This window comes from Natronobiforma cellulositropha, from assembly GCF_025629245.1.
In the GTDB taxonomy this organism is placed as follows: domain Archaea; phylum Halobacteriota; class Halobacteria; order Halobacteriales; family Natrialbaceae; genus Natronobiforma; species Natronobiforma cellulositropha.
In genome coordinates, this window is record NZ_JANZXN010000059.1 from 1 (window position 1) to 17,561 (window position 17,561).

Sequence of the window (17,561 nt, forward strand, 5' to 3'; positions counted from 1 at the left end):
CGCTTCACTTCCTAGTAACCTCGACAAGTAGCAGCTCTTGCTAGAACCCTAGAACTTACTAGCCAGGGGCTCAGGAGGCCAATTTCGAACGTCTAAACAAGGCCGATTCGTCAACATCAGCTATGTGGTTACCTCCTTTGGACTCCCAATCATCGGAACCGATGAATTTTCGATCGTCAGTAAAGCAAATGAATAAATACCTATAACGTTGTTCTGTTCTTGTATTGGCTAAAGCGCTAACATGTTTTAGCAGTTTGAATTGTCTTTCTTTTCCTATGTCGGTATTGTCATTATGGATGAATATTTGTCTCTTGTCATCATAAAGTCGACTTTCTTCATTAGGGACTTTATCCTCTATGAATTTGATTATTGAGTCTCCGCTGTCCGAACCCGAGTCTAACATGGTGTGTAGGGTTTCAGTCCAATGAATAGAGTCGCTCTCAGACATATGACATAGATAGCTGATTCAAGCTAAGTGAATGTTTGGAAGCGAAGTTGTTTCGACTGTTTTGTCCACAGCATATGCATATGGCATCATGAGAGTCCACGCGTAGTACGGCGATTCCCAGCCCCTGTGTGGCGAATGGTGACGGGGTCGAACCGAAGCAAACCGGTCGCTCGTTCCGTTCGCGTTGTGACTTGCAGGATTCGAACCGTCAGCAATCTACTCCGTAAAGCTCGAGAATTGTTCGGTTTGCTCAATGGGCCCTGACGGATTCGAACTACGCCGTCACCTCGCTCCGCTCGGTGCCGTCTACTTCGAACCGTCAGTGCATCATTCCGCGAGGCTCACGACGTGTTCGCCTCGCTCCATGGGCCCTGACGGATTCGAACCATCGACCACTCGGTATCTCACACCCCCAGACCAGCCTGGAGACGTTATGAGCCGAGCGCTCTAACCAACTGAGCTAAGGGCCCTCACTCGAGCGAACAGACCCGTGCGCGATAGTTAACCCTTACTCTCTCGAGCGAAACCGCCCTCAGTCGCGGCGGGCGTACGCCAGGGTGTAGTAGTCGCGCTCGAGTAGCGCTGCGGGGTCGTCGGTGACGAGTGTCTCGCCCTGCTCCATGAACAGCCGTCGGCCGAAGGTGACCGTGTAGCCCGCCGCGGTCAGCTTCCGGTGGGTTTCGGGGGCGTCGGTCACTTTGAAGAGGATCATGCGGTCGGCGAGGGTGGGTGCGGCGCCGTCTGCGGCTTCGGCGAGTGCGAGGTCGCTCCCGGCTTCGATGTCGACGCCGAGGGCGGTCGCGAAGGCGGTGACCGAACTCACGCCGGGGACGACCTCGAGGTCGACGTCGGGGTGGTCGCGCTCGAGGGTGCGCCGGAGGTGGCCGAACGTCGAGTAGACGTTGGGGTCGCCGAGGGTGACGAACGCGGCGTCGGCTTCGCGTGCGGTGGGGGCGACGGTGGCTGCGGCCTCGCGCCAAGCGCGCTCGAGGACCTCGGGGTCGCGCGTCATCGGGAACTCGAGGTCGCTCAGCGTGTCTTCGTCGACGTACTCGGCGGCGACCGACCGCGAGAGGCGGCCGGGGGAGTAGACGACGGAGACCGACTCGAGGACCCGTTTGCCGCGGACGGTCAGCAGGTCGGCCTGGCCGGGTCCGAGACCGACGCCGTAGAGGGTCATCGCGGGACCTCCGGTGTGGTCGCCGCGAGCGGGCGGTCACTCCTCATTCTGGAACTCGGCGAGGCTCTGGTCGGCCGCGCCGACGCGGTGGCTGGTGGCGAGTCCGGCGAGGTGTGGGGCTTCGGGGACGATGAGTTGCTCGCAGGCGGTGCGGCAGGCGTTGGTGCTACCGGGCAGACAGAAGACGGGCGTGTCGGCGGCGATGCCAGCGGTGGCGCGCGAGGCCATCGCGCGCGTGCCGACTTCCTCCCAGGAGAGCGCGCGGAACAGTTCGCCGAAGCCGGGCAGTTCGCGCTCGAACAGCGCGGAGGTGGCCTCGGGTGAGACGTCGTCGGCGGTGACGCCCGTCCCGCCGGTGGTCACCACCACGTCGACGTCCCGGCGGGCGACCAGCGCACGGACGGCGGTGCGGATGGCCGCGTAGTCGTCGCGGACGAGTTCGCGCGCGCGGACCTCGTGTCCCGCCTCCTCGAAACAGGCGGCGATGGTGTCACCGCCCGGGTCCGCAGGCGTCTCGCCGCTCGAGCGGGCGTCGCTCGCGCGCGAACTCGAGACGGTGACGATGGCGACGTAGAGGGGGTCGATGACGTCGTGGCCGTGCTCGTCGGTGCTCCGTCGGGAGTCGGGAGTCATGGGCGGGGGTACTCACCCCGGGGGAAATACGTTTTCGACGTCGGGCGCTCGGCACCGAGACATCGCTCACTCCTCCGGGCGCTCCGCGAAGTAGGTGCGCATCGTCCGGCGCGAGCGCTCGAGGCGGCGCTCGCGTTCCTCGTGGTCGATCGCTTCGACGCCGTCCGGAACGGCGCGGTCGTAGGCCTCGTAGTAGCCCTCGGGAACGACCCAGTCGTTGTAGTACGACGGGCGGACGTCGCGGACGAGTGCGAGCGCGACGTGGGCGCCGTGGCCCGCGTTGACGATCGCCTGGTGGTGCTGGTCGGTGAGGCGACCGGCCGCGTAGATGCCCTCGACGGAGGTCCGGCCGTCGTCGTCGATCTCGACGATCGGGACGTGTCCGCCCTCCTCGATGCCCGTCTCGACGCCGACCGCCTCGAGGAACGAACAGTCCGACCAGGAGGCGACGAGGACGAACGCGGCGTCGATGACGCCGTCGGTGGTGGCGGCGCGAAAGCGACCCGCGTCGCCGTCGGTGCGCTCGACGGACTCGACGGTGGCGGTCTCGTAGGTACAGCCAGCGGTGCGGGCGTGATCGCGTGCTATCTCGAGGAAGGTCTGCGGGCGGACGCCGTCGGGGAAGCCGAGGTAGTTCTCGAGGTGGGCCGACTTGCGCAGGAGCGAGCGGCGGTGTTCGACGATGTGGGTCTCGAGTCCGGCGCGGGCGGTGAAGACGCCCGCAGAGCAGCCCGCGGGACCGCCGCCGACGACGAGCACGTCACAGCTCGTGGCGTCCTCGTGGCCCGTCTCGGCGGTCATCGCTCGCCCTCCGAGGGGGTTCCGTCACCGGCGGCCGACTCGCGGTAGCCGAACTCGCTCCAGCGGGTCATGTGCGGGACCGAGTGGAGTTCGGGACCGGTGGTGGTCGCTCGCTGGCCGAGGACGTACTCCTTGTAGTAGACCGGGATCACGGCCCCGGTGTCCATGACGCGGTGTTGGACCTCGCGGTAGGCGTCGTGTTTGACCGTCTCGTCGAGTGCGCGGTCACCGCGCTCGATGAGTTCGTCGACCTCGGGTCCGGGGTTCGAGACGCCCGTTCCCTCGGACTCGTAGAGCGCGCGGTTGTCCCCACCCATCGAGTGAAACTGCAGGTGGACGAGGTAGTCCGCCGCGCCGTTGATCGAACCCAGTTCGACGAGGATCAGGTTCGCCTCGCGCTTGTTCTCGACCTCGAAGAACGAACTCGAGTCGAGCTGTCGGATATCCATCTCGACGCCGATTTCGGCGAAGCGCGACTGCATGACCGAGGCGATGTCGTGTTCGTGTGGATTCGCGTTCGAGACGATCAGGTCGAGGTGGAGGTCGTCGGCGTCGTACGACGAGCGCTCGAGCAGGTCTCGCGCGCGCTCGAGGTCGGGACCGTAGGCCGGCAACTCAGCGTGGGCAGACCAGGGAATCGACTCGGCGTAGGGTCCACGCGCGGGGTCGCCGATGCCCTCTAAGACGGTGTCGACGATGGTCTCCTGGTCGATCGCGTAGTTCAACGCCCGGCGAACGTACTCGTCGTCGGTGGGCGCACGGTACAGGTTCACCATCGCCAGTCCCGTCCGTGGCTCGGTCTCGGTCCTGACGACGACGTCGTCGTCAGCTGCGAGCGAGTCGTAGTGTGAGCGGGGCAGGTCGAACGCGAGGTCGGTCTCGGCGCTCTCGAGTCCGAGCGAGCGGGTGTTCGGATCGACGACGCCCTCGAAGGTCAGCTCCTCGAGCTGTGGCGGGACGCCCCAGTAGGACTCGAAGGCGACGGTGTGAACCGGCTCGCCGAACTCGATGGCCGGTGTCTCGTAGGGACCGGTGCCGACCGGACGCTCGGGTTCGGCGTCGTCGCGGCGCTGGATGCCGAACAGCGGGTGGCTGAGGGTGCCAGGGAGTGCGCCGAAGCGCTCGAAGGGTTCGACGATCAGGTCGCCGTCTTCGGCGCTGAAACTGTCTTCGTCACACTTCGCCCAGTCGTAGCGCTCGTGTTCGAACAGCGTTCCCAGCGAGGTCGCGACGGCGTCGGCGTCCAGCGGCGAGCCGTCGTGGAAGGTGACGTCCTCGCGGAGCGTAAAGCGCCAGGTCTGGTCGTCGACCGCCTCCCAGTCGGTCGCGAGCCACGGCTCGATCGACTCGAAGTCGTGGGTCGCTGCGGTGAGCGTCTCGTGGACCGGCGTGTAGTACGGCGTCAGCCCGCCGTAGAGGTCCCAGTTTCCGTCGGCCGGGTCGCTGATCAGCGAGACGCGAGCGGCCCGTCGATCCCCCTCATCCCCATCGTCTGAGAGCGAACTGAAACAGCCCGCGAGCGCACCTGCCGTGACGGCCGCCGTCCCGGCGAGCGCGCGCCTCCGAGTGAATGTCGGTGCCATAGTTACCAACTTTAAACCTTTAGTTAATAAGAATTCGTAAATTTGATTTCTGTATTGGTAATATCGGGTGGGCCGCGGGCACGCCGTCGGAACCGGTCGTCTCGCCAGTCGTGGCGAGAGAAGTCACTCGAGTGTACGAACGGCCGAAGCGCCGAGCGCGTCGAGGAGGTTAGATCGTCGGCGGCGCCTCGAGGTCGACCGTCACCGTCGCGCCCATCGCGGTCGGTGCGGGGTTCTCGTAGCCGGTCCACTCGTCTTCGGCGGCGAGTTCCTCGTCGGTGAGCAGACACTCGTCGAGGCGGGCCGCCAGCGCCTCCACATCGAGGTCCCGGCCGATGAGTGCCAGCCGGCTCTCGCGGTCGCCCCAGCGTTCGTCCCACGGGAGGTCGGGCTGGCCGCGCCGGTAGGGCTCCTGGCGGCTCTCGGGGAGGCTCGCGATCCAGCGGCCGGTGACCCCGAGTGTGGTCTGGCTGCCCGCGAAGCTCATGGTGATCGCCTGATCTTCGCGGCCGGCGATCCAGCAGAGACCTTTCGCGCGGACGAGACCGTCGGGGAGCGAGGCGAGCAGGCGCGCGAAGCGTTCGGGGTGGAACGGCCGTCCGCGCCGGTAGCCGTCGACCTCGATACCGTAGCGTGCGTGTGCGCTCTCGTGGTCGTGACTCGAGTGATCGTGGTCGTGCTCGCACGCCTCGCCGTGGTCGTGGCCGCAGTCCTCACCGTGACCGTGGTCGTGCGAGTGCTCGTCGTGGCCGTGGTCGTGCGAGTGTTCGTCGTGGCCGTGGTCGTGCGAGTGCTCGTCGTGGCCGTGGTCGTGCGAGTGCTCGTCGTGGCCGTGGTCGTGCGAGTGCTCGTCGTGATCACCCTCGGCGGAGTCGTGACCGGTGTGAGTATCCAGGTCGTCCTCGAGTGACTCGACCGCCTGTTTCCAGCCAGCCGCGCGTTTGATCGACTCCAGATCGACACCGCCGCGCTCGAGGATCGTGTCGGGGTCGACGACACCGTACTCGGTGGTGACGACGTCCGCGTGTGGCTGGAGCGTCTCGAGCAGGGCGACGGCAGCGTCGCGCTCGTCGGCGCTGACGAGGTCGCACTTGTTGAGCACGAGGTGGTCGCAGAACTCGATCTGCTCGAGCAGGAGGTCCGAGAGCGGGCGGGTCGCGTCGGTGTCCGCGAGCGTCGAGCGCGTCGGCACCGTGCCGTCGCGGCCGGCGACGAAGCGGTCGTAGAAGTCGCGGGCGTCGACGACGGTGACGAGCGCGTCGAGGTCGTAGGGACCGCCGGCGGGACCGCGGACGAACTGCTCTGCGATCGGTTCGGGTTCGCCGACGCCGGAGGCTTCGATGACGAGCGCATCGAAGTCGTGGTTTCGCCAGAGGTCGATGACGGCCCGGGAGAGTTCGCCGCCGAGGCTACAGCAGATACAGCCGTTCTCGAGGGCGACGAGTTCGCCGCCGTCGGCGAGGTCGGTCCGGGCCTCGACGAGGTCGGCGTCGACGTTCACCTCGCCGACGTCGTTGACGAGGACGGCGACGTCGCGCTCGTCGCTCGCGAGGAGGTGTGAGAGCAGCGTCGTCTTCCCCGCGCCGAGTGCGCCACAGAGGACGGTGACTGGAGTCGAAGACATCTAGTCGTTGGCGAGCGCGAGTTCACGTCGCTCTTGCGGTTCGAACGGATCGGGGTAGGTCGACCAGTCCTCGTCCATCTCGGCGTCGGTGAGCGCACAGTCGTCGAGGGCGTCGATCAGGCCGTCGGCGTCGAACTCGCGTCCGATGAAGACGAGGCGGGTCATCCGGTCGCCCCACTGTTCGTCCCAGTCGTCTTTCAGTCCCGGCCGGGCGGCGAAGTACTGCTGGCGCTGGGCTTCGGGGAGCGTCGCGAGCCACGTCCCCGAGGGACCGGCGCGGACGGAGGTACCGGCCTTGTCCATCCCCATCGCGGCGTCCTCGCGGCCGGCGCTCCAGAAGAAGCCCTTCGCGCGGATGAGTTCGTCGGGCATGTCGCTGAGGAGTCGCGCGATACGCAGCGGGTGGAACGGCCGTTTCTGCTCGTAGACGAAGGAGGTGACGCCGTGTTCCTCGAGCGGGTCGTGGTGGTGGTCGTGCTGGAGTTCGTGTTTCCAGCCCGCACCGCCCTGGGCGGCCTCGAAGTCGAACCGGCCCGTTCCCAGGATCTGTTCGGGCTCGAGGTCGCCGTGGACCGTCCGGACGAGCGTCGCCCGCGGCTGGAGGCGCTCGAGGACGGCTTCGATCTCGTCGAGGGCGTCGTCGGGGACGAGGTCGCACTTGTTGAGCACGAGGACGTCACAGAACTCGATCTGATCGAGCAACACCTCTTCGGGAACGCGGCCGGCGTCGGGGGTCAGGCCATCGTCGGTGAGTGCCGCACCGGAATCGAAGGACTCGTAGAAGCTGTGGGCGTTGACGACGGTCACCATCGTGTCGAGTGCGTAGGTGTCGGTCGGGTCGAAACTGGCGTCTTCGAAGCCGAGTGCGAACGTCTGGGCGACGGGAATCGGTTCGGAGATGCCCGAGGACTCGACGAGCAGGTAGTCGAACTCCCGACGCTCGGCGAGGCGGCCGACCTCCTCGAGCATGTCGCCCCGGAGACGACAGCAGATACAGCCGTTCGAGAGTTCGATGATCTCCTCGTCGCCGCCGAGGTCAGACTGCTGGGCGACGGCTTCGGCGTCGACGTTCACCTCCCCCATGTCGTTGACCACGACGGCCACCTCGAGTCCGTGGTCGGCGCTCAGAATGTGGTTCAACACCGTCGTCTTGCCCGCACCGAGACTGCCGCTCAGGACGGTCACTGGAATACGGTCGTCAGGCATAGTTCGCTCGAGTGTATGATCTACAGCTACGTCAATGTTAGTTATTACGCTGCGAACCCCAAGTGAATAACAAATACTATTAGATGCATATTGTAGATTAATACATGCCTGTCGTCAGTGTCTCGATGCCAGCGGACTTGATCGACCGTCTCGACGCGTTCGCGGCAGATCACGATTACACCGGCCGAAGCGAAGTCGTCCGCGAGGGAGCGAGAGCCTTACTCACCGAGTTCGACAACGAACGTCTCGAGGAGCGTCCGCTCGCCGCCGTCGTGAGCGCCCTCTACGACTTCGGCTCGCGTCCCGCCGAACGCCGGATCACGCGTCTCAGACACGAGTACGAGGCGGAAATCGCCTCGAACGTCCACAGCCACGTCGACGAGTACTGTATGGAGCTGTTCGTCCTCGAGACCGACCTCGAGACGGTGTCGACGTTCGTCGGCCAGGTGCGCTCGACCGAGGACGTCCAGTCGGTCGAGTACTCGTTGCTCGCGCTCGATACGGTCGGTCAGCTACCGGAACGCTACGGGTGAGCACTCGGGTGTGACGGTCGCTCGAGGCTGACGGATCGCGTGAGACATCGGAGAGAATCGGAGCGCCGCCACCAGGACTCGAACCTGGGACCACCTCGTCTCTGCGGCGACCAGCCGAAACTGTGTCACCGTAACAGCGAGGTGCTCTACCATCTGAGCTATGGCGGCTCACCTGCAGTTTGTCGGGTGTATTTGATAGGGCTTTCGTTTTCTCCGCCCACCGTGTCGCCGGCTAGCAGTCTGCTCGGGAAATCCGGCCCGCCGTCTTCGACACGCTTTCCCGCTCGGCTCGAGTACTCCCCATCGATGACCGACGAGGATGCCGGGAGCGCCGAGGCGGCCGGGGACGCCTTCGAGGACGTGATTCGCTGGGCGCGCGAGCGCTTCGAACCGGACGCGGACGAGCGCGAGACGCTCGAGCAGGTCGCAGCCGCCCTCGCCGAGCGCGCAGAGACCGCGGCACTCGAGCTGTGTCCCGACGCCGACGTCCTGCGCGTCGGCTCGACGGCGCGGGGGACCTGGATCAGCGGCGACCGCGACGTCGACGTCTTCGTGCGTTTCCCACCAGGACTCGAGCGCGAGACCCTCCGGGAGTACGGGCTGACCGTCGGCCACGCGACGCTGCCCGACGGCCACGAGGAGTTCGCAGAACACCCCTACGTGAAGGGCGTCTTCGACGGCTTCGACGTCGACGTCGTCCCCTGTTACCGCGTCGAGCGGGCGACGGAGATCAAGTCGGCGGTCGACCGGACGCCGTTTCACAACCGCTACCTCGCCGACCGGCTCGACGACCGCCTCGCCGGCGAGGTCCGGCTCACCAAGGCCTTCCTGAAGGGCATCGGCGTCTACGGCAGCGACCTCCGGACGCAGGGGTTCAGCGGCTACCTGACCGAACTGCTCGTCTGTGAGTACGGCGGCTTCCGCCCGCTGCTCGAGACCGCCGCCGACTGGCAGCCCCCGGTCACTCTCGACCCCGAGACCCACGGGACGGTCAGTTTCGACGACCCGCTCGTCGTGATCGATCCGACCGACCCCGAGCGGAACGTCGCTGCCGTCTGCTCGGCCGAGAACGTCGCCCGGTTCCAGCACTACGCGCGCGAGGCGCTCGCGAACCCGCGTCGCGACCTCTTCGAGCCGGACGAGCCAGCACCGCTGACGGCGTCGGAACTCCGCGAGTACCTCGAGCGCCGCGAGACGACGGTGCTCGCGCTACGTTTCGACGCACCCGACGTCGTCGACGACCAGCTCTACCCCCAGCTTCGCAAGTCGCTCGCGGGCGTCACGAGCGGGCTCGAGCAGCGGGAGTTCCCGGTCTTCCGCTCGGCGGCGTTCGCCGACGACGCAGCAGTGTTGCTGGTCGAACTCGCGGCCGCCGAACGCCCGCGTGTCGAGCGCCACGAGGGACCGCCCGTCTCGGTCCGCGCCCACGCCGAAGGGTTCTACGAGACGTACGCCGCCGACCCCGACGTCTACGGCCCGTTTCTCGACGGCGGGCGCTACGTCGTCGAGCGCGAGCGCGAGTTCACCACCGCCCGAGCGTTCCTCGAGAGCGAGCACCTCTTCGACGTCGGTCTCGGCGCACACGTTCAGCGCGCGCTCGAGGACGGCTACGAGGTGCTCGAGGGCAACGCACTCGCGACGCTCCTCCCAGCGTTCGGGCCGGAACTTCGCCGCTACGTCGAGCCACAGCCCTGAGCGCGTCGGGACGGTCAGGCGCCCCGGTGTTAATACGCAATAATATATTTTAACCCCCATAATAGGAGCGCTTAATACGGTCGGCCGTGTGAGTCTGTATCATGGTGAACGCGAACCCGCAATCGCTTCCCACGCTGGCCACCACCGGTCACAGCCGACACTCGAGTGCGAGTCTCGAGGGTGGTCCTGGACGCCCGGGCTCGAGCGTCCGTTCTGCCTGTCACGTGTGGTTCACGTCACGAACCCGGCGGTCTGAGAGCGACCCCGACACGACGGAAGAGACAGGTGTGCCCTGCGCACCAGCACGTCAGATCGAGCCAGTCGAAGGCTACGCAACCCTGTGCCACGGTTTCGTGTAAGTGAGTCGCGAACGCGTCTCGTGTGCGCGCCGCGGCTGTCGCTCACGCGTTTTTCAGCCATGCCCCACGAGTCTCAGACGGACTCGTGGGCGTCAGTGACCGTCTCGAGCACCGCGGCGACGTCGTCGCTCACGTCGCCGTCGGGTTCGATCGGCGGCCGGCCGTCGAAGGTCTCGTGAACCATCGCGATGCTCTCGGCGAGGACGTCCAGTCCGTAGCCACCCTCGAGAACGAACGCGAGGGCGGCGTCGGTGTCGGCTGCGACCGTCCTGAGCCGGTCGCTCGCGAGCGCGTAGGTCTCCGTCGAGAGGCGAATGCGCGAGATCGGATCGTGTTTGTGTGCGTCGAAGCCCGCACTGACGAGCACGCAGTCGGGGTCGAACGCGGCCAGCGCCGGGTCGACCACGTCGTCGAACGCCGCGAGGTAGTCGACGTCGTCGCTTCCCGGCGGCATCGGGACGTTCATCGTCGCCCCCGCACCCGCACCGGTGCCGATCTCGTCGGCCGCGCCGGTGCCCGGGTACAGCCCCTGTTCGTGGAGCGAGATCACGAACACGTCCTCGCGGTCGGCGAAGATGTCCTGGGTGCCGTTGCCGTGGTGGACGTCCCAGTCGACGATGGCGACCCGGTCACAGCCGCAGTCGTCGAGGGCGTGCTGGGCGGCGACGGCGACGTTGTTGACGAAACAGAAGCCCATCGCGTCGTCGAACACCGCGTGGTGGCCCGGCGGCCGCCCCAGCGCGAAGGGCGTCTCGCGCCCGTCGGCCCCCTCGAGCGCCGACTCGGCCGCCCAGCAGGCCAGGCCCGCGCTCTTGGCGATGGCGTCCCAGCTCTCCTCGACCGCGGTCGTGTCGGGGTCCCAGTCACCGCCACCCGCCGCACAGAACTCGCGCAGTGACTCGAGATAGTCACGGTCGTGGACGGCGGCCATCGTCTCGAACGAGGCGGGTGGGGCGTCGACGTACTCGACACCGTGTTTGCGCTTCAGTCCCTCGCGGATCGCCCGGAGGCGGTCCGGCGTCTCCGGGTGGCGCGCGCCGGGGTCGTGTTCGAGGCAGACGTCGCTGTAACCGAATCGCATCAGAGGCTCACACTCACTCGAACAGCGCGAAGTAGGTCTCGATGTCGTCGGCCGTGATGGTCCGACGGTCGGCGTGACGCGCGAGCGTCGCCGCCGCGCGGGCGACGTTGTCCGCGTAGTCCTCGAGGATGTCGGCGAGAGCGACACGGGCGTTCATCGAGACCCGGTAGCGCTCGTCGATCTCGATGCGCGCGATGCGGTCGACCGGCGCGACCGGCAGCTCGAGGGTGTCGGTGTCGATCACCGTCTCGACGCCGAAGTCAGACGCCATGAGCGTCTTCCGGCCGTCGGCGGTCGCCCGCTCGGCGGCGTCCTCGGCGAGCGTCGCGCCGTGACGCTGGATCCGTCTGGCGAGTTCTTTCGAAGCGTCGGCGCTCACCCGAAGTTCCCCCGCGTTGCGCCGAATAATCGTGTCCACCGGCGCAAACGGTAGCTCGACGTTCATACCTTGATACCGGAAGCTGACACCCTTAACGATTTTGCAACGCCGCCGAGAGCACCCCTCGAGCGGTCAGAACACGTCGTTCGCGACGAGACGGCCGTCACGGACGACCCCGCGGGCGGTCACCTCCTCGCCGAGTCCGACGTCCGCGCTGGTCTCGACGCTCATCGTCGTCTCGCCGTCGTCGAGGACGACCGGGTCGCCAGCCTGGACGACGACACCCGTGAACTCGAGTTCTTCGCCCTCGTCGTCGGCCGGGTCCGCACTCGTACTCGCGCCAGTATCGCCACCGGCAGCGGCCGACCCCTCGTCGCTCGCACCCTCGTCCCCACTACCGGCAGCGCCGTCAGCGAACGCCGAGAGACCGACCGCGTCGTCGTCCGCCTCCGCACCGCCACTCCCGGTCGGCGAGGCGTCGAGCACCGTGATCGTCGAGCGCCAGCCAGCGGAGGCCTCGAGGTCGTCCTGCCAGCCGTCCTGAATCTCGACGTCCGCGAGCGCCACTTCGTCGCCCGGGCCGACGTCGACGTCCGCCTTCTCCCCCCAGAGGGCGACGCGGATGTCGCCGGTCGCGTCCTGGAGCCGGATGTTCCTGACCTGGCCTTCCGAGCCATCGTCGCGGTCGAACGTCCGGATCGGATCGGCCGAGCGGACCACGCCCGTCAGGTCGACGATCTGATCGATCTCGACGCTCTCGATGGGCGTGCTCTCGGGGACGTACTCGACCGACTCGTCGACCTCCTCGACCGCACCGCGCGAGCCGACGTGTAACTCGAGCGCGCCGTCTCGCTCGCGGACGTAGCCGTCGACGACCTCGACGGTCACCCCGCTCGAGAGTTCCTCCGCTCGGTCTGCCTGTTCGTCCCAGAGCGTCACGCGAATCCGTCCCGTCGAGTCGCCGAGGGTGAGGTTCGCCACCCGGCCCTCGGAACCGTCGTCGCGATCGAAAGTGCGCACCGTACCGGTGTCGAGCACCAGCCCGACGAGGTTCACGTTCGAGAGCCCGAGCGAGAGGCTCTCGACGGTGTGCGTATCGGTGATCTGGACGTCGATCTCGGCGTCCTCGTCGATCTCGACGTCGTTGACGCTCACCTCGACGCCGGTGAACCCCTCCTTGGGCCGGCCCGCGATCCGGAGCACCTGGCCGACCTCGAGTTCCTCGACGGCGGCCGCTGCGTGTTCGTCCCAGAAGGCCGCCCGCAGCGCCCCCGTCTCGTCGGCGACCTCGACGTTGACCACGCGGCCCTCGGCGTCCTCGCCCTCGCGCTCGAAGGTGCGCACCTCGCCGATGCTCACCACCTTCGCGAGGAACTTCGCCTCCTCCATCCCCGGCTCGACGTCCGCGACGCCGTTGACCTCCGTCTCGCCGAGTTCGTGGGCGACGAGCATCGCCGCCGTCTCCTCGTCGGCGAGCCCACCCATCTGTTCGACCTTCTCCGCGACGGCCTCACGAAACGCGTCGAGAGAGACGTCGGCCTCGAGGTCGTCGTAGATGTCCTCGATGTCGCTCATACTATGCTCGTGCAGGCGAACCCCGCGCATAAGCGTTATCCTCTGCCCGCGTCGACACGTCGGCGCAACGAGAGACCGAGCGCCGCCGCGACCGACGCGAAGCCCGCGAGAACGACGAACGCGGCGAGTACCGAGACCGTCAGCGCCACCCCGACGACCGTCGCCCCGAGCGCACCGACGCCGAACAGCGCCAGGTAGACGACGCCGAAGGAGAGTCCGCGCGTCTCGGGGTTCGAGTACTTCGCGATGGTCGCCTGCTCGAGCGGCTGCATCCCGAACAGCGCGAAGCCGAGGACGGCGCTGAGCGCGAGCAGTGGGAGGAGGCCAGCATTGGCGGCCGGGACGAACGCCAGCGAGATGACGACGAGCAGACAGAGCACGCCGACCAGCCCCCGGTCGGGTTCGATCGCGTCGCTGAGCCGTCCGCCGACGTACTGGCCCGCGATACCGACGGTCAACAGACCCACGTAGAGGTACTGAGCGAGGTCGAACTCATCGGCGAGCGGGCTCTCGGGGTCGAACAGCTGCGGGTCGCCGACGGCCGCCTCGAGAAAGTCCCCGAGGACGTCCGGCAGGAACGTCAACAGCCCGCGGTAGTAGAGTCCGACGAACGTCGCGAGCACGATCACGGTGAGAAACGCCGGGGTGAACAGCCGCCGCAGGTCGCCCGCGAGCGCGCCAGCCGACCGACGGAGCCGCTCCGAAAGCGGCGATGTGCTCGAATCGCCGCGAGCCGAATCGTCGGGCGCGTCAGCACGCGGGTTCCACTCACGCTCGCCCGCCTCGACGGCCGCGAACTCGTCGAAGCGGAGGAACCAGCCGACGGCGGCGGCGACCAGCGCGGGGACCGCGAGGACGACGGCGACGGTTCGCCAGTCGAACGCCAGCAACAACAGCGCGGTCGCGAGCGGTCCGGCCGCGATGCCGACGCTGCCCGCCATGCCGTGGTAGGCGAAGCCCAGCCCCCGCTCGTGGACGCCGTTGCTGATCAGGGCGAGTCCCGCCGGGTGGTAGACGCTCGCGGCGATGCCCCAGCAAGCGAGCACAGCCGTCAGCGAGGCGATGCCGGGGACGAGCGCCAGCGCGGCGAACGAGAGTCCCATCCCCGCCAGACAGGCACAGATCAGCGGCCGCGACCCGTAACGGTCGGCGAGCAGCCCACCCGGCAGCGCCCCCGCGCCGAAGAGCGCGTAGCCAACCGTCACCGCCCCGCCGAGCACCGCCGTCGTCACCGAGAACTCGAGCAGCCAGATCGTCATCAGGATCGGAATCGAGAGCTCGTAGGTGTGAACCAGCCCGTGGCCGACCATCGTGAAGCCGACGATCGAGCGGTCGTTACGCTCCACGGGCACGCTCACCTCGTCCGCGAGCGCCACCTACCCGACCGCCGCCGATGCGATCACCGCCGACGCGACCACCACCCCACCCGACGAGCGCCGGGTCGGTCTCGAGCCAGCCATCCATACGAGGAGTGTCGGGGCCGGACCTACGGCTCTATCGGAAGCGGTCAGGCGTGCAGAAAGGGGAGAACCAATGGCGTGTGTGGCGAGCGGCAGTCAGCGACGCGGCCGACCGATCGGCTGAGAGCCGCCCGACCCCTCGTGTCTGACGACGACGTCGGTGACGCTCGAGTCGTCCGAGAGACCGATCGCCGCCTTATAGCCGACCGTCCCGAGACACATGATACACGGCGTCGAGTGGGCCTCGAGTCCGATCGTCACGTACAGGGTGCTCCCGCGCTGGGCGATCGAACGGAACACCGCGTCGTGACAGGGGAACGACGCGGCGACCTGGCCCTGGATTTCGACGACGCCGTCGTCGATACTCGAGCGCGACCAGTCTTCTGACCCGCACTCGCGACTCGTGGTCTCGATGCGTGCGCTCGTCACCGATTCGGGCGTCTCTTCGCCTGCACCCGGGCGTGCCGCCGCGGCGGCGCTCGCGCCGACGACCGAGGCAGTCAGTGCCGATACGTTCCGGAGGAGGTTCCGACGAGTTCGTTTCATGGGTGTGTGTGACCCCGTGCCAACGAGATCGTCGGTACGTTTCCAACGGTAACGCATAATGGTTTTTCTGGGTAGAGAGGATGAGTGAGTGACAGATACGGGGGTCGGTGTAGAGTGCAGTGTGAAACCACGTGACTGCGCTTGCCCACGTTTCGAAAGTGCTTTAAGAGGAAGCGGGTTATGAACAGATGAGTCCTGGTAGGGTAGTGGACTATCCTCTTGGCTTGCGGAGCCAGGGACCGGAGTTCAAATCTCCGTCAGGACGTTTTCGGGAAACAACACGACGAGCGGAGCGAGGAGTCCGTTTCCCGAAAACGGCCCCGGAGATTTGAGCAGGGAAGTCGCAGCGGCCGAGCAACGCGAGGCCGACCGTCTTCACGAGTTCAAATCTCCGGACGACGGCAGTCGTCCGTGCGTGACGCTCACTCCGTTCGCCTCACACTCCGTCAGGACGCTCACTTTGTTCGCGGCCTGACGTGCGTTACGCTCGCTGACGCTCGCGTAACACTCCGTCAGGAAAGCCTCGAGCACCACACTCGAGCGTCCCTCCCACTCGCCTCTCGAGCCAGCGCGTCACCAACCAATGTGAAAATCCGGGGTGGATCACGACTCGATCGAGGAGTCGGTTCGGTCGACGTACTCGGCGAGGGCGACGAAGCCGATGGCCCAGACGATGGTGGCGAGCGCCGGGAGCGTGGCGAGACTCGAGCCCTGTTCGGCGCCGGGGAAGGCGAGCGAGGTCGCGCCGAGGAGGATGGCGATGGCGGCGGCGGCGTAGACGAGGGCGCGCCAGCCGACGGGCCGGAGTGCGCCCAGGAGCGCGAAGAGACCGACGGTCACCGTCGCGACGAGGACGAACTCGTAGTGGCCCATCGCGACGTGGCCGTCGCCGAGTGTGGTGTGGCTGACGTACTCGCCGACGGCGACGGTGGCGAAGCCGAGCGCGCCGAGCGCGGCGAGGGCGAGCAGGCGGCGGTCGAGACGCTCGAGCGACGGGACGAGCTGGCGACGCGCCGGGTGTAACAGTGCGATGAGGACGACCGGGACGACGAACACGAGGAGGTCAGCGCCAGCCGCCGGGCCGGAGGCGACGACCGTGAGCACGAACGCGGCGATGACGAACGCGAGCGCGGCCTGGAGTGCGCCGACGCGTGCTGTGGGGCGGTAGAGTTGGACCGCGATCGTCGCGGCGAACACCGTCAGCGTTCCGCCGATCAGCACGTGGTGGACGCGGTGGTCGGGGAAGCCGTAGCCTGCCCCCCAGGCGGTGACGCTCATCGTCATCGTCTCACGGAGTGCGAACAGGAGGAAGGCGAGAAACGCCGCGGTCACGAGGTAGAAGGCGGGCGCTCGAGCGCGGTGGGCGCTGGTTCCGACTGACGTCGTGAGTCTGCGGCCGGCGGTTCTCGTCGAGGAGGCGACGGTCATGGGCGGCCCTCGGCGGTGGACGGGGCGCGTATCGATCCCTCTCGGACGGAGTGTACGGCTGGTGGCATGACAATCAGTGATAGTACGCGCACTCAAGGCATAAACAAATTCAGCGATCGATGTGACTCTCTCGGTGCCGAGAGTCAGTCGCGGCCGCTCGAGTCACAGATACCCCCTCCCCAGAACCCCCGATGTGTCTACTCGGAGTGGCCGATGCCGCCGCCGATCACGGTCACGTCGTCGGGGGACGCCCCCTCGGGGAGGCGAACCCGCCCACGGTAGGGGAGACACGCGATGACCTGGATGCAGGCGTGGCCCGGCTCGAGCGTCGAGGCGAGACCGAGTTCGACGGTGAGGTCGTCGCCGTCGAACTCGACGCGTCGGAAGACGACCTCGTGACAGGGAGTGGGAGCGACGAGGTGGCCGCTGAAGTAAACGACGTTGTCCTCGGTTTCGACGGCGGCCGCGTCGGCGTCGTCCTCGGCGTCGGCGTCGCTCGCCGCCTCGTCTTCCGTGGACATCGGCTGGTGACAGTTGCTGTACTCCGGCGTACCCGTCGAGACGGTCGCCTCGAGCGCGGGAATCGCTCCACCGGCGCCGTCGTGGACGACCTCGAGGTCCGTATAGCCGGTGTCGCCGGGGAGGCGGACCGCCTCCTTGTAGCGCGCACAGCTGATGACGTCCGCGCAGGCGGTGCCGTCGTCCGGGGCGTCGGCACCGATCGTCACGCCGAGCGTGGAGTCACCGTAGTCGACGTCCTCGAGGACGGGATCGTGACAGGGTGTCGGGGTGACGAGCTGTCCGGCAACGGTGGCGCGGCGGGTGTCGAGGGCGATGGATGCGCGGTGTTCGTCACCGTCACAGTCACGCTCGAGTGCGGAGTTGAAGTCCTGGGCGGCCTCGTTTCGCGCGCGGTCGGCAGCGGGAGTCGCTGTCGCGCCGGTAAGCGTCGAGCCAGCGACGGTTGCGAGGGCGATACCGGAGACGGATCGAAGCAGTGTGCGTCGTGTTGGTGTCATGGTTTCGGGGG

The 17,561-nt window shown here is 67.1% G+C and carries 15 protein-coding genes and 3 tRNA genes; 3 read left to right on the top strand and 15 right to left on the bottom strand.

Annotation, left to right across the window (positions count from 1 at the left end; translation table 11 throughout):
- Positions 1 to 813: 813 nt before the first annotated feature.
- From N0B15_RS16855 to N0B15_RS16885, 7 genes are all read right to left on the bottom strand, one after another.
- Positions 814 to 918, bottom strand: a tRNA-Ile gene (locus tag N0B15_RS16855).
- Between the two features lie 62 nt (positions 919 to 980).
- The gene (locus N0B15_RS16860) at positions 981 to 1,628 is read right to left on the bottom strand and encodes a cobalt-factor II C(20)-methyltransferase (protein WP_263020879.1); all 648 of its coding nucleotides are present in this window, start codon (positions 1,626 to 1,628) and stop codon (positions 981 to 983) included.
- A 36-nt stretch (positions 1,629 to 1,664) separates the two neighbouring features.
- Positions 1,665 to 2,261, bottom strand: coding sequence for a MogA/MoaB family molybdenum cofactor biosynthesis protein (locus tag N0B15_RS16865; protein WP_263020880.1), 597 nt, complete (start codon positions 2,259 to 2,261; stop codon positions 1,665 to 1,667).
- 66 nt (positions 2,262 to 2,327) lie between these two features.
- Positions 2,328 to 3,062, bottom strand: coding sequence for an NAD(P)/FAD-dependent oxidoreductase (locus N0B15_RS16870; RefSeq protein ID WP_263020881.1), 735 nt, complete (start codon positions 3,060 to 3,062; stop codon positions 2,328 to 2,330).
- On the bottom strand, positions 3,059 to 4,645 hold the full coding sequence (locus N0B15_RS16875; protein ID WP_263020882.1) for an ABC transporter substrate-binding protein: 1,587 nt from the start codon (positions 4,643 to 4,645) through the stop codon (positions 3,059 to 3,061). Before N0B15_RS16875 ends, N0B15_RS16870 begins: the two co-directional genes overlap by 4 nt.
- A 169-nt stretch (positions 4,646 to 4,814) precedes the next feature.
- A complete protein-coding gene (locus N0B15_RS16880; RefSeq protein ID WP_263020883.1) occupies positions 4,815 to 6,269 on the bottom strand; it encodes a GTP-binding protein in 1,455 nt (484 codons plus the stop codon).
- On the bottom strand, positions 6,270 to 7,475 hold the full coding sequence (locus N0B15_RS16885) for a GTP-binding protein (protein WP_263020884.1): 1,206 nt from the start codon (positions 7,473 to 7,475) through the stop codon (positions 6,270 to 6,272).
- A gap of 104 nt (positions 7,476 to 7,579) precedes the next feature.
- Between N0B15_RS16885 and N0B15_RS16890 the strand changes: the two genes are divergently transcribed.
- Entirely contained in the window at positions 7,580 to 8,008 is a 429-nt protein-coding gene (locus tag N0B15_RS16890) for a CopG family ribbon-helix-helix protein (protein ID WP_263020885.1), read from the top strand.
- Between the two features lie 63 nt (positions 8,009 to 8,071).
- Here N0B15_RS16890 and N0B15_RS16895 read toward each other — a convergent pair.
- Positions 8,072 to 8,176: transfer RNA gene (locus tag N0B15_RS16895), tRNA-Asn, on the bottom strand.
- 138 nt (positions 8,177 to 8,314) lie between these two features.
- Between N0B15_RS16895 and cca the strand changes: the two genes are divergently transcribed.
- Positions 8,315 to 9,703 (top strand): CCA tRNA nucleotidyltransferase, encoded by a 1,389-nt coding sequence (gene cca, locus N0B15_RS16900; protein ID WP_263020886.1) that lies wholly within the window; start codon positions 8,315 to 8,317, stop codon positions 9,701 to 9,703.
- A 432-nt stretch (positions 9,704 to 10,135) separates the two neighbouring features.
- On the opposite strand, the gene N0B15_RS16905 is transcribed toward cca, so the two are convergent.
- From N0B15_RS16905 to N0B15_RS16925, 5 genes are all read right to left on the bottom strand, one after another.
- Positions 10,136 to 11,143, bottom strand: coding sequence for a histone deacetylase family protein (locus N0B15_RS16905; protein ID WP_263020887.1), 1,008 nt, complete (start codon positions 11,141 to 11,143; stop codon positions 10,136 to 10,138).
- A 13-nt stretch (positions 11,144 to 11,156) separates the two neighbouring features.
- A complete protein-coding gene (locus N0B15_RS16910; protein ID WP_263020888.1) occupies positions 11,157 to 11,588 on the bottom strand; it encodes a histone in 432 nt (143 codons plus the stop codon).
- 66 nt (positions 11,589 to 11,654) lie between these two features.
- Positions 11,655 to 13,097 carry a single-stranded DNA binding protein gene (locus N0B15_RS16915; RefSeq protein ID WP_263020889.1) on the bottom strand — a complete coding sequence of 481 codons (1,443 nt, stop codon included), beginning with the start codon at positions 13,095 to 13,097 and terminating at the stop codon, positions 11,655 to 11,657.
- 35 nt (positions 13,098 to 13,132) lie between these two features.
- Positions 13,133 to 14,443: an MFS transporter gene (locus N0B15_RS16920; protein WP_425494251.1), complete on the bottom strand. Its 1,311-nt coding sequence runs from the start codon at positions 14,441 to 14,443 to the stop codon at positions 13,133 to 13,135.
- Between the two features lie 210 nt (positions 14,444 to 14,653).
- Positions 14,654 to 15,103, bottom strand: a complete 450-nt coding sequence (locus tag N0B15_RS16925) for a hypothetical protein (RefSeq protein ID WP_263020890.1) — start codon at positions 15,101 to 15,103, stop codon at positions 14,654 to 14,656.
- A 192-nt stretch (positions 15,104 to 15,295) separates the two neighbouring features.
- Between N0B15_RS16925 and N0B15_RS16930 the strand changes: the two genes are divergently transcribed.
- Positions 15,296 to 15,368, top strand: a tRNA-Arg gene (locus N0B15_RS16930).
- A gap of 338 nt (positions 15,369 to 15,706) precedes the next feature.
- Here N0B15_RS16930 and N0B15_RS16935 read toward each other — a convergent pair.
- Both N0B15_RS16935 and N0B15_RS16940 read right to left on the bottom strand, forming a co-directional pair.
- Positions 15,707 to 16,531, bottom strand: a complete 825-nt coding sequence (locus N0B15_RS16935) for a hypothetical protein (RefSeq protein ID WP_263020891.1) — start codon at positions 16,529 to 16,531, stop codon at positions 15,707 to 15,709.
- Between the two features lie 197 nt (positions 16,532 to 16,728).
- Positions 16,729 to 17,550 carry a hypothetical protein gene (locus N0B15_RS16940; RefSeq protein ID WP_263020892.1) on the bottom strand — a complete coding sequence of 274 codons (822 nt, stop codon included), beginning with the start codon at positions 17,548 to 17,550 and terminating at the stop codon, positions 16,729 to 16,731.
- Positions 17,551 to 17,561 lie beyond the last annotated feature (11 nt).

Excerpts from the sequence above, each read along its gene's own strand:
- N0B15_RS16870 (WP_263020881.1), bottom strand. The coding sequence starts at position 3,062 with ATGACCGCCGAGACGGGCCACGAGGACGCCACGAGCTGTGACGTGCTC.
- N0B15_RS16880 (WP_263020883.1), bottom strand. The coding sequence starts at position 6,269 with ATGTCTTCGACTCCAGTCACCGTCCTCTGTGGCGCACTCGGCGCGGGG.
- N0B15_RS16940 (WP_263020892.1), bottom strand. The coding sequence starts at position 17,550 with ATGACACCAACACGACGCACACTGCTTCGATCCGTCTCCGGTATCGCC.
- N0B15_RS16905 (WP_263020887.1), bottom strand. The coding sequence starts at position 11,143 with ATGCGATTCGGTTACAGCGACGTCTGCCTCGAACACGACCCCGGCGCG.
- N0B15_RS16910 (WP_263020888.1), bottom strand. The coding sequence starts at position 11,588 with ATGAACGTCGAGCTACCGTTTGCGCCGGTGGACACGATTATTCGGCGC.
- N0B15_RS16915 (WP_263020889.1), bottom strand. The coding sequence starts at position 13,097 with ATGAGCGACATCGAGGACATCTACGACGACCTCGAGGCCGACGTCTCT.
- N0B15_RS16935 (WP_263020891.1), bottom strand. The coding sequence starts at position 16,531 with ATGACCGTCGCCTCCTCGACGAGAACCGCCGGCCGCAGACTCACGACG.
- cca (WP_263020886.1), top strand. The coding sequence starts at position 8,315 with ATGACCGACGAGGATGCCGGGAGCGCCGAGGCGGCCGGGGACGCCTTC.
- N0B15_RS16925 (WP_263020890.1), bottom strand. The coding sequence starts at position 15,103 with ATGAAACGAACTCGTCGGAACCTCCTCCGGAACGTATCGGCACTGACT.
- N0B15_RS16890 (WP_263020885.1), top strand. The coding sequence starts at position 7,580 with ATGCCTGTCGTCAGTGTCTCGATGCCAGCGGACTTGATCGACCGTCTC.
- N0B15_RS16865 (WP_263020880.1), bottom strand. The coding sequence starts at position 2,261 with ATGACTCCCGACTCCCGACGGAGCACCGACGAGCACGGCCACGACGTC.
- N0B15_RS16885 (WP_263020884.1), bottom strand. The coding sequence starts at position 7,475 with ATGCCTGACGACCGTATTCCAGTGACCGTCCTGAGCGGCAGTCTCGGT.
- N0B15_RS16875 (WP_263020882.1), bottom strand. The coding sequence starts at position 4,645 with ATGGCACCGACATTCACTCGGAGGCGCGCGCTCGCCGGGACGGCGGCC.
- N0B15_RS16860 (WP_263020879.1), bottom strand. The coding sequence starts at position 1,628 with ATGACCCTCTACGGCGTCGGTCTCGGACCCGGCCAGGCCGACCTGCTG.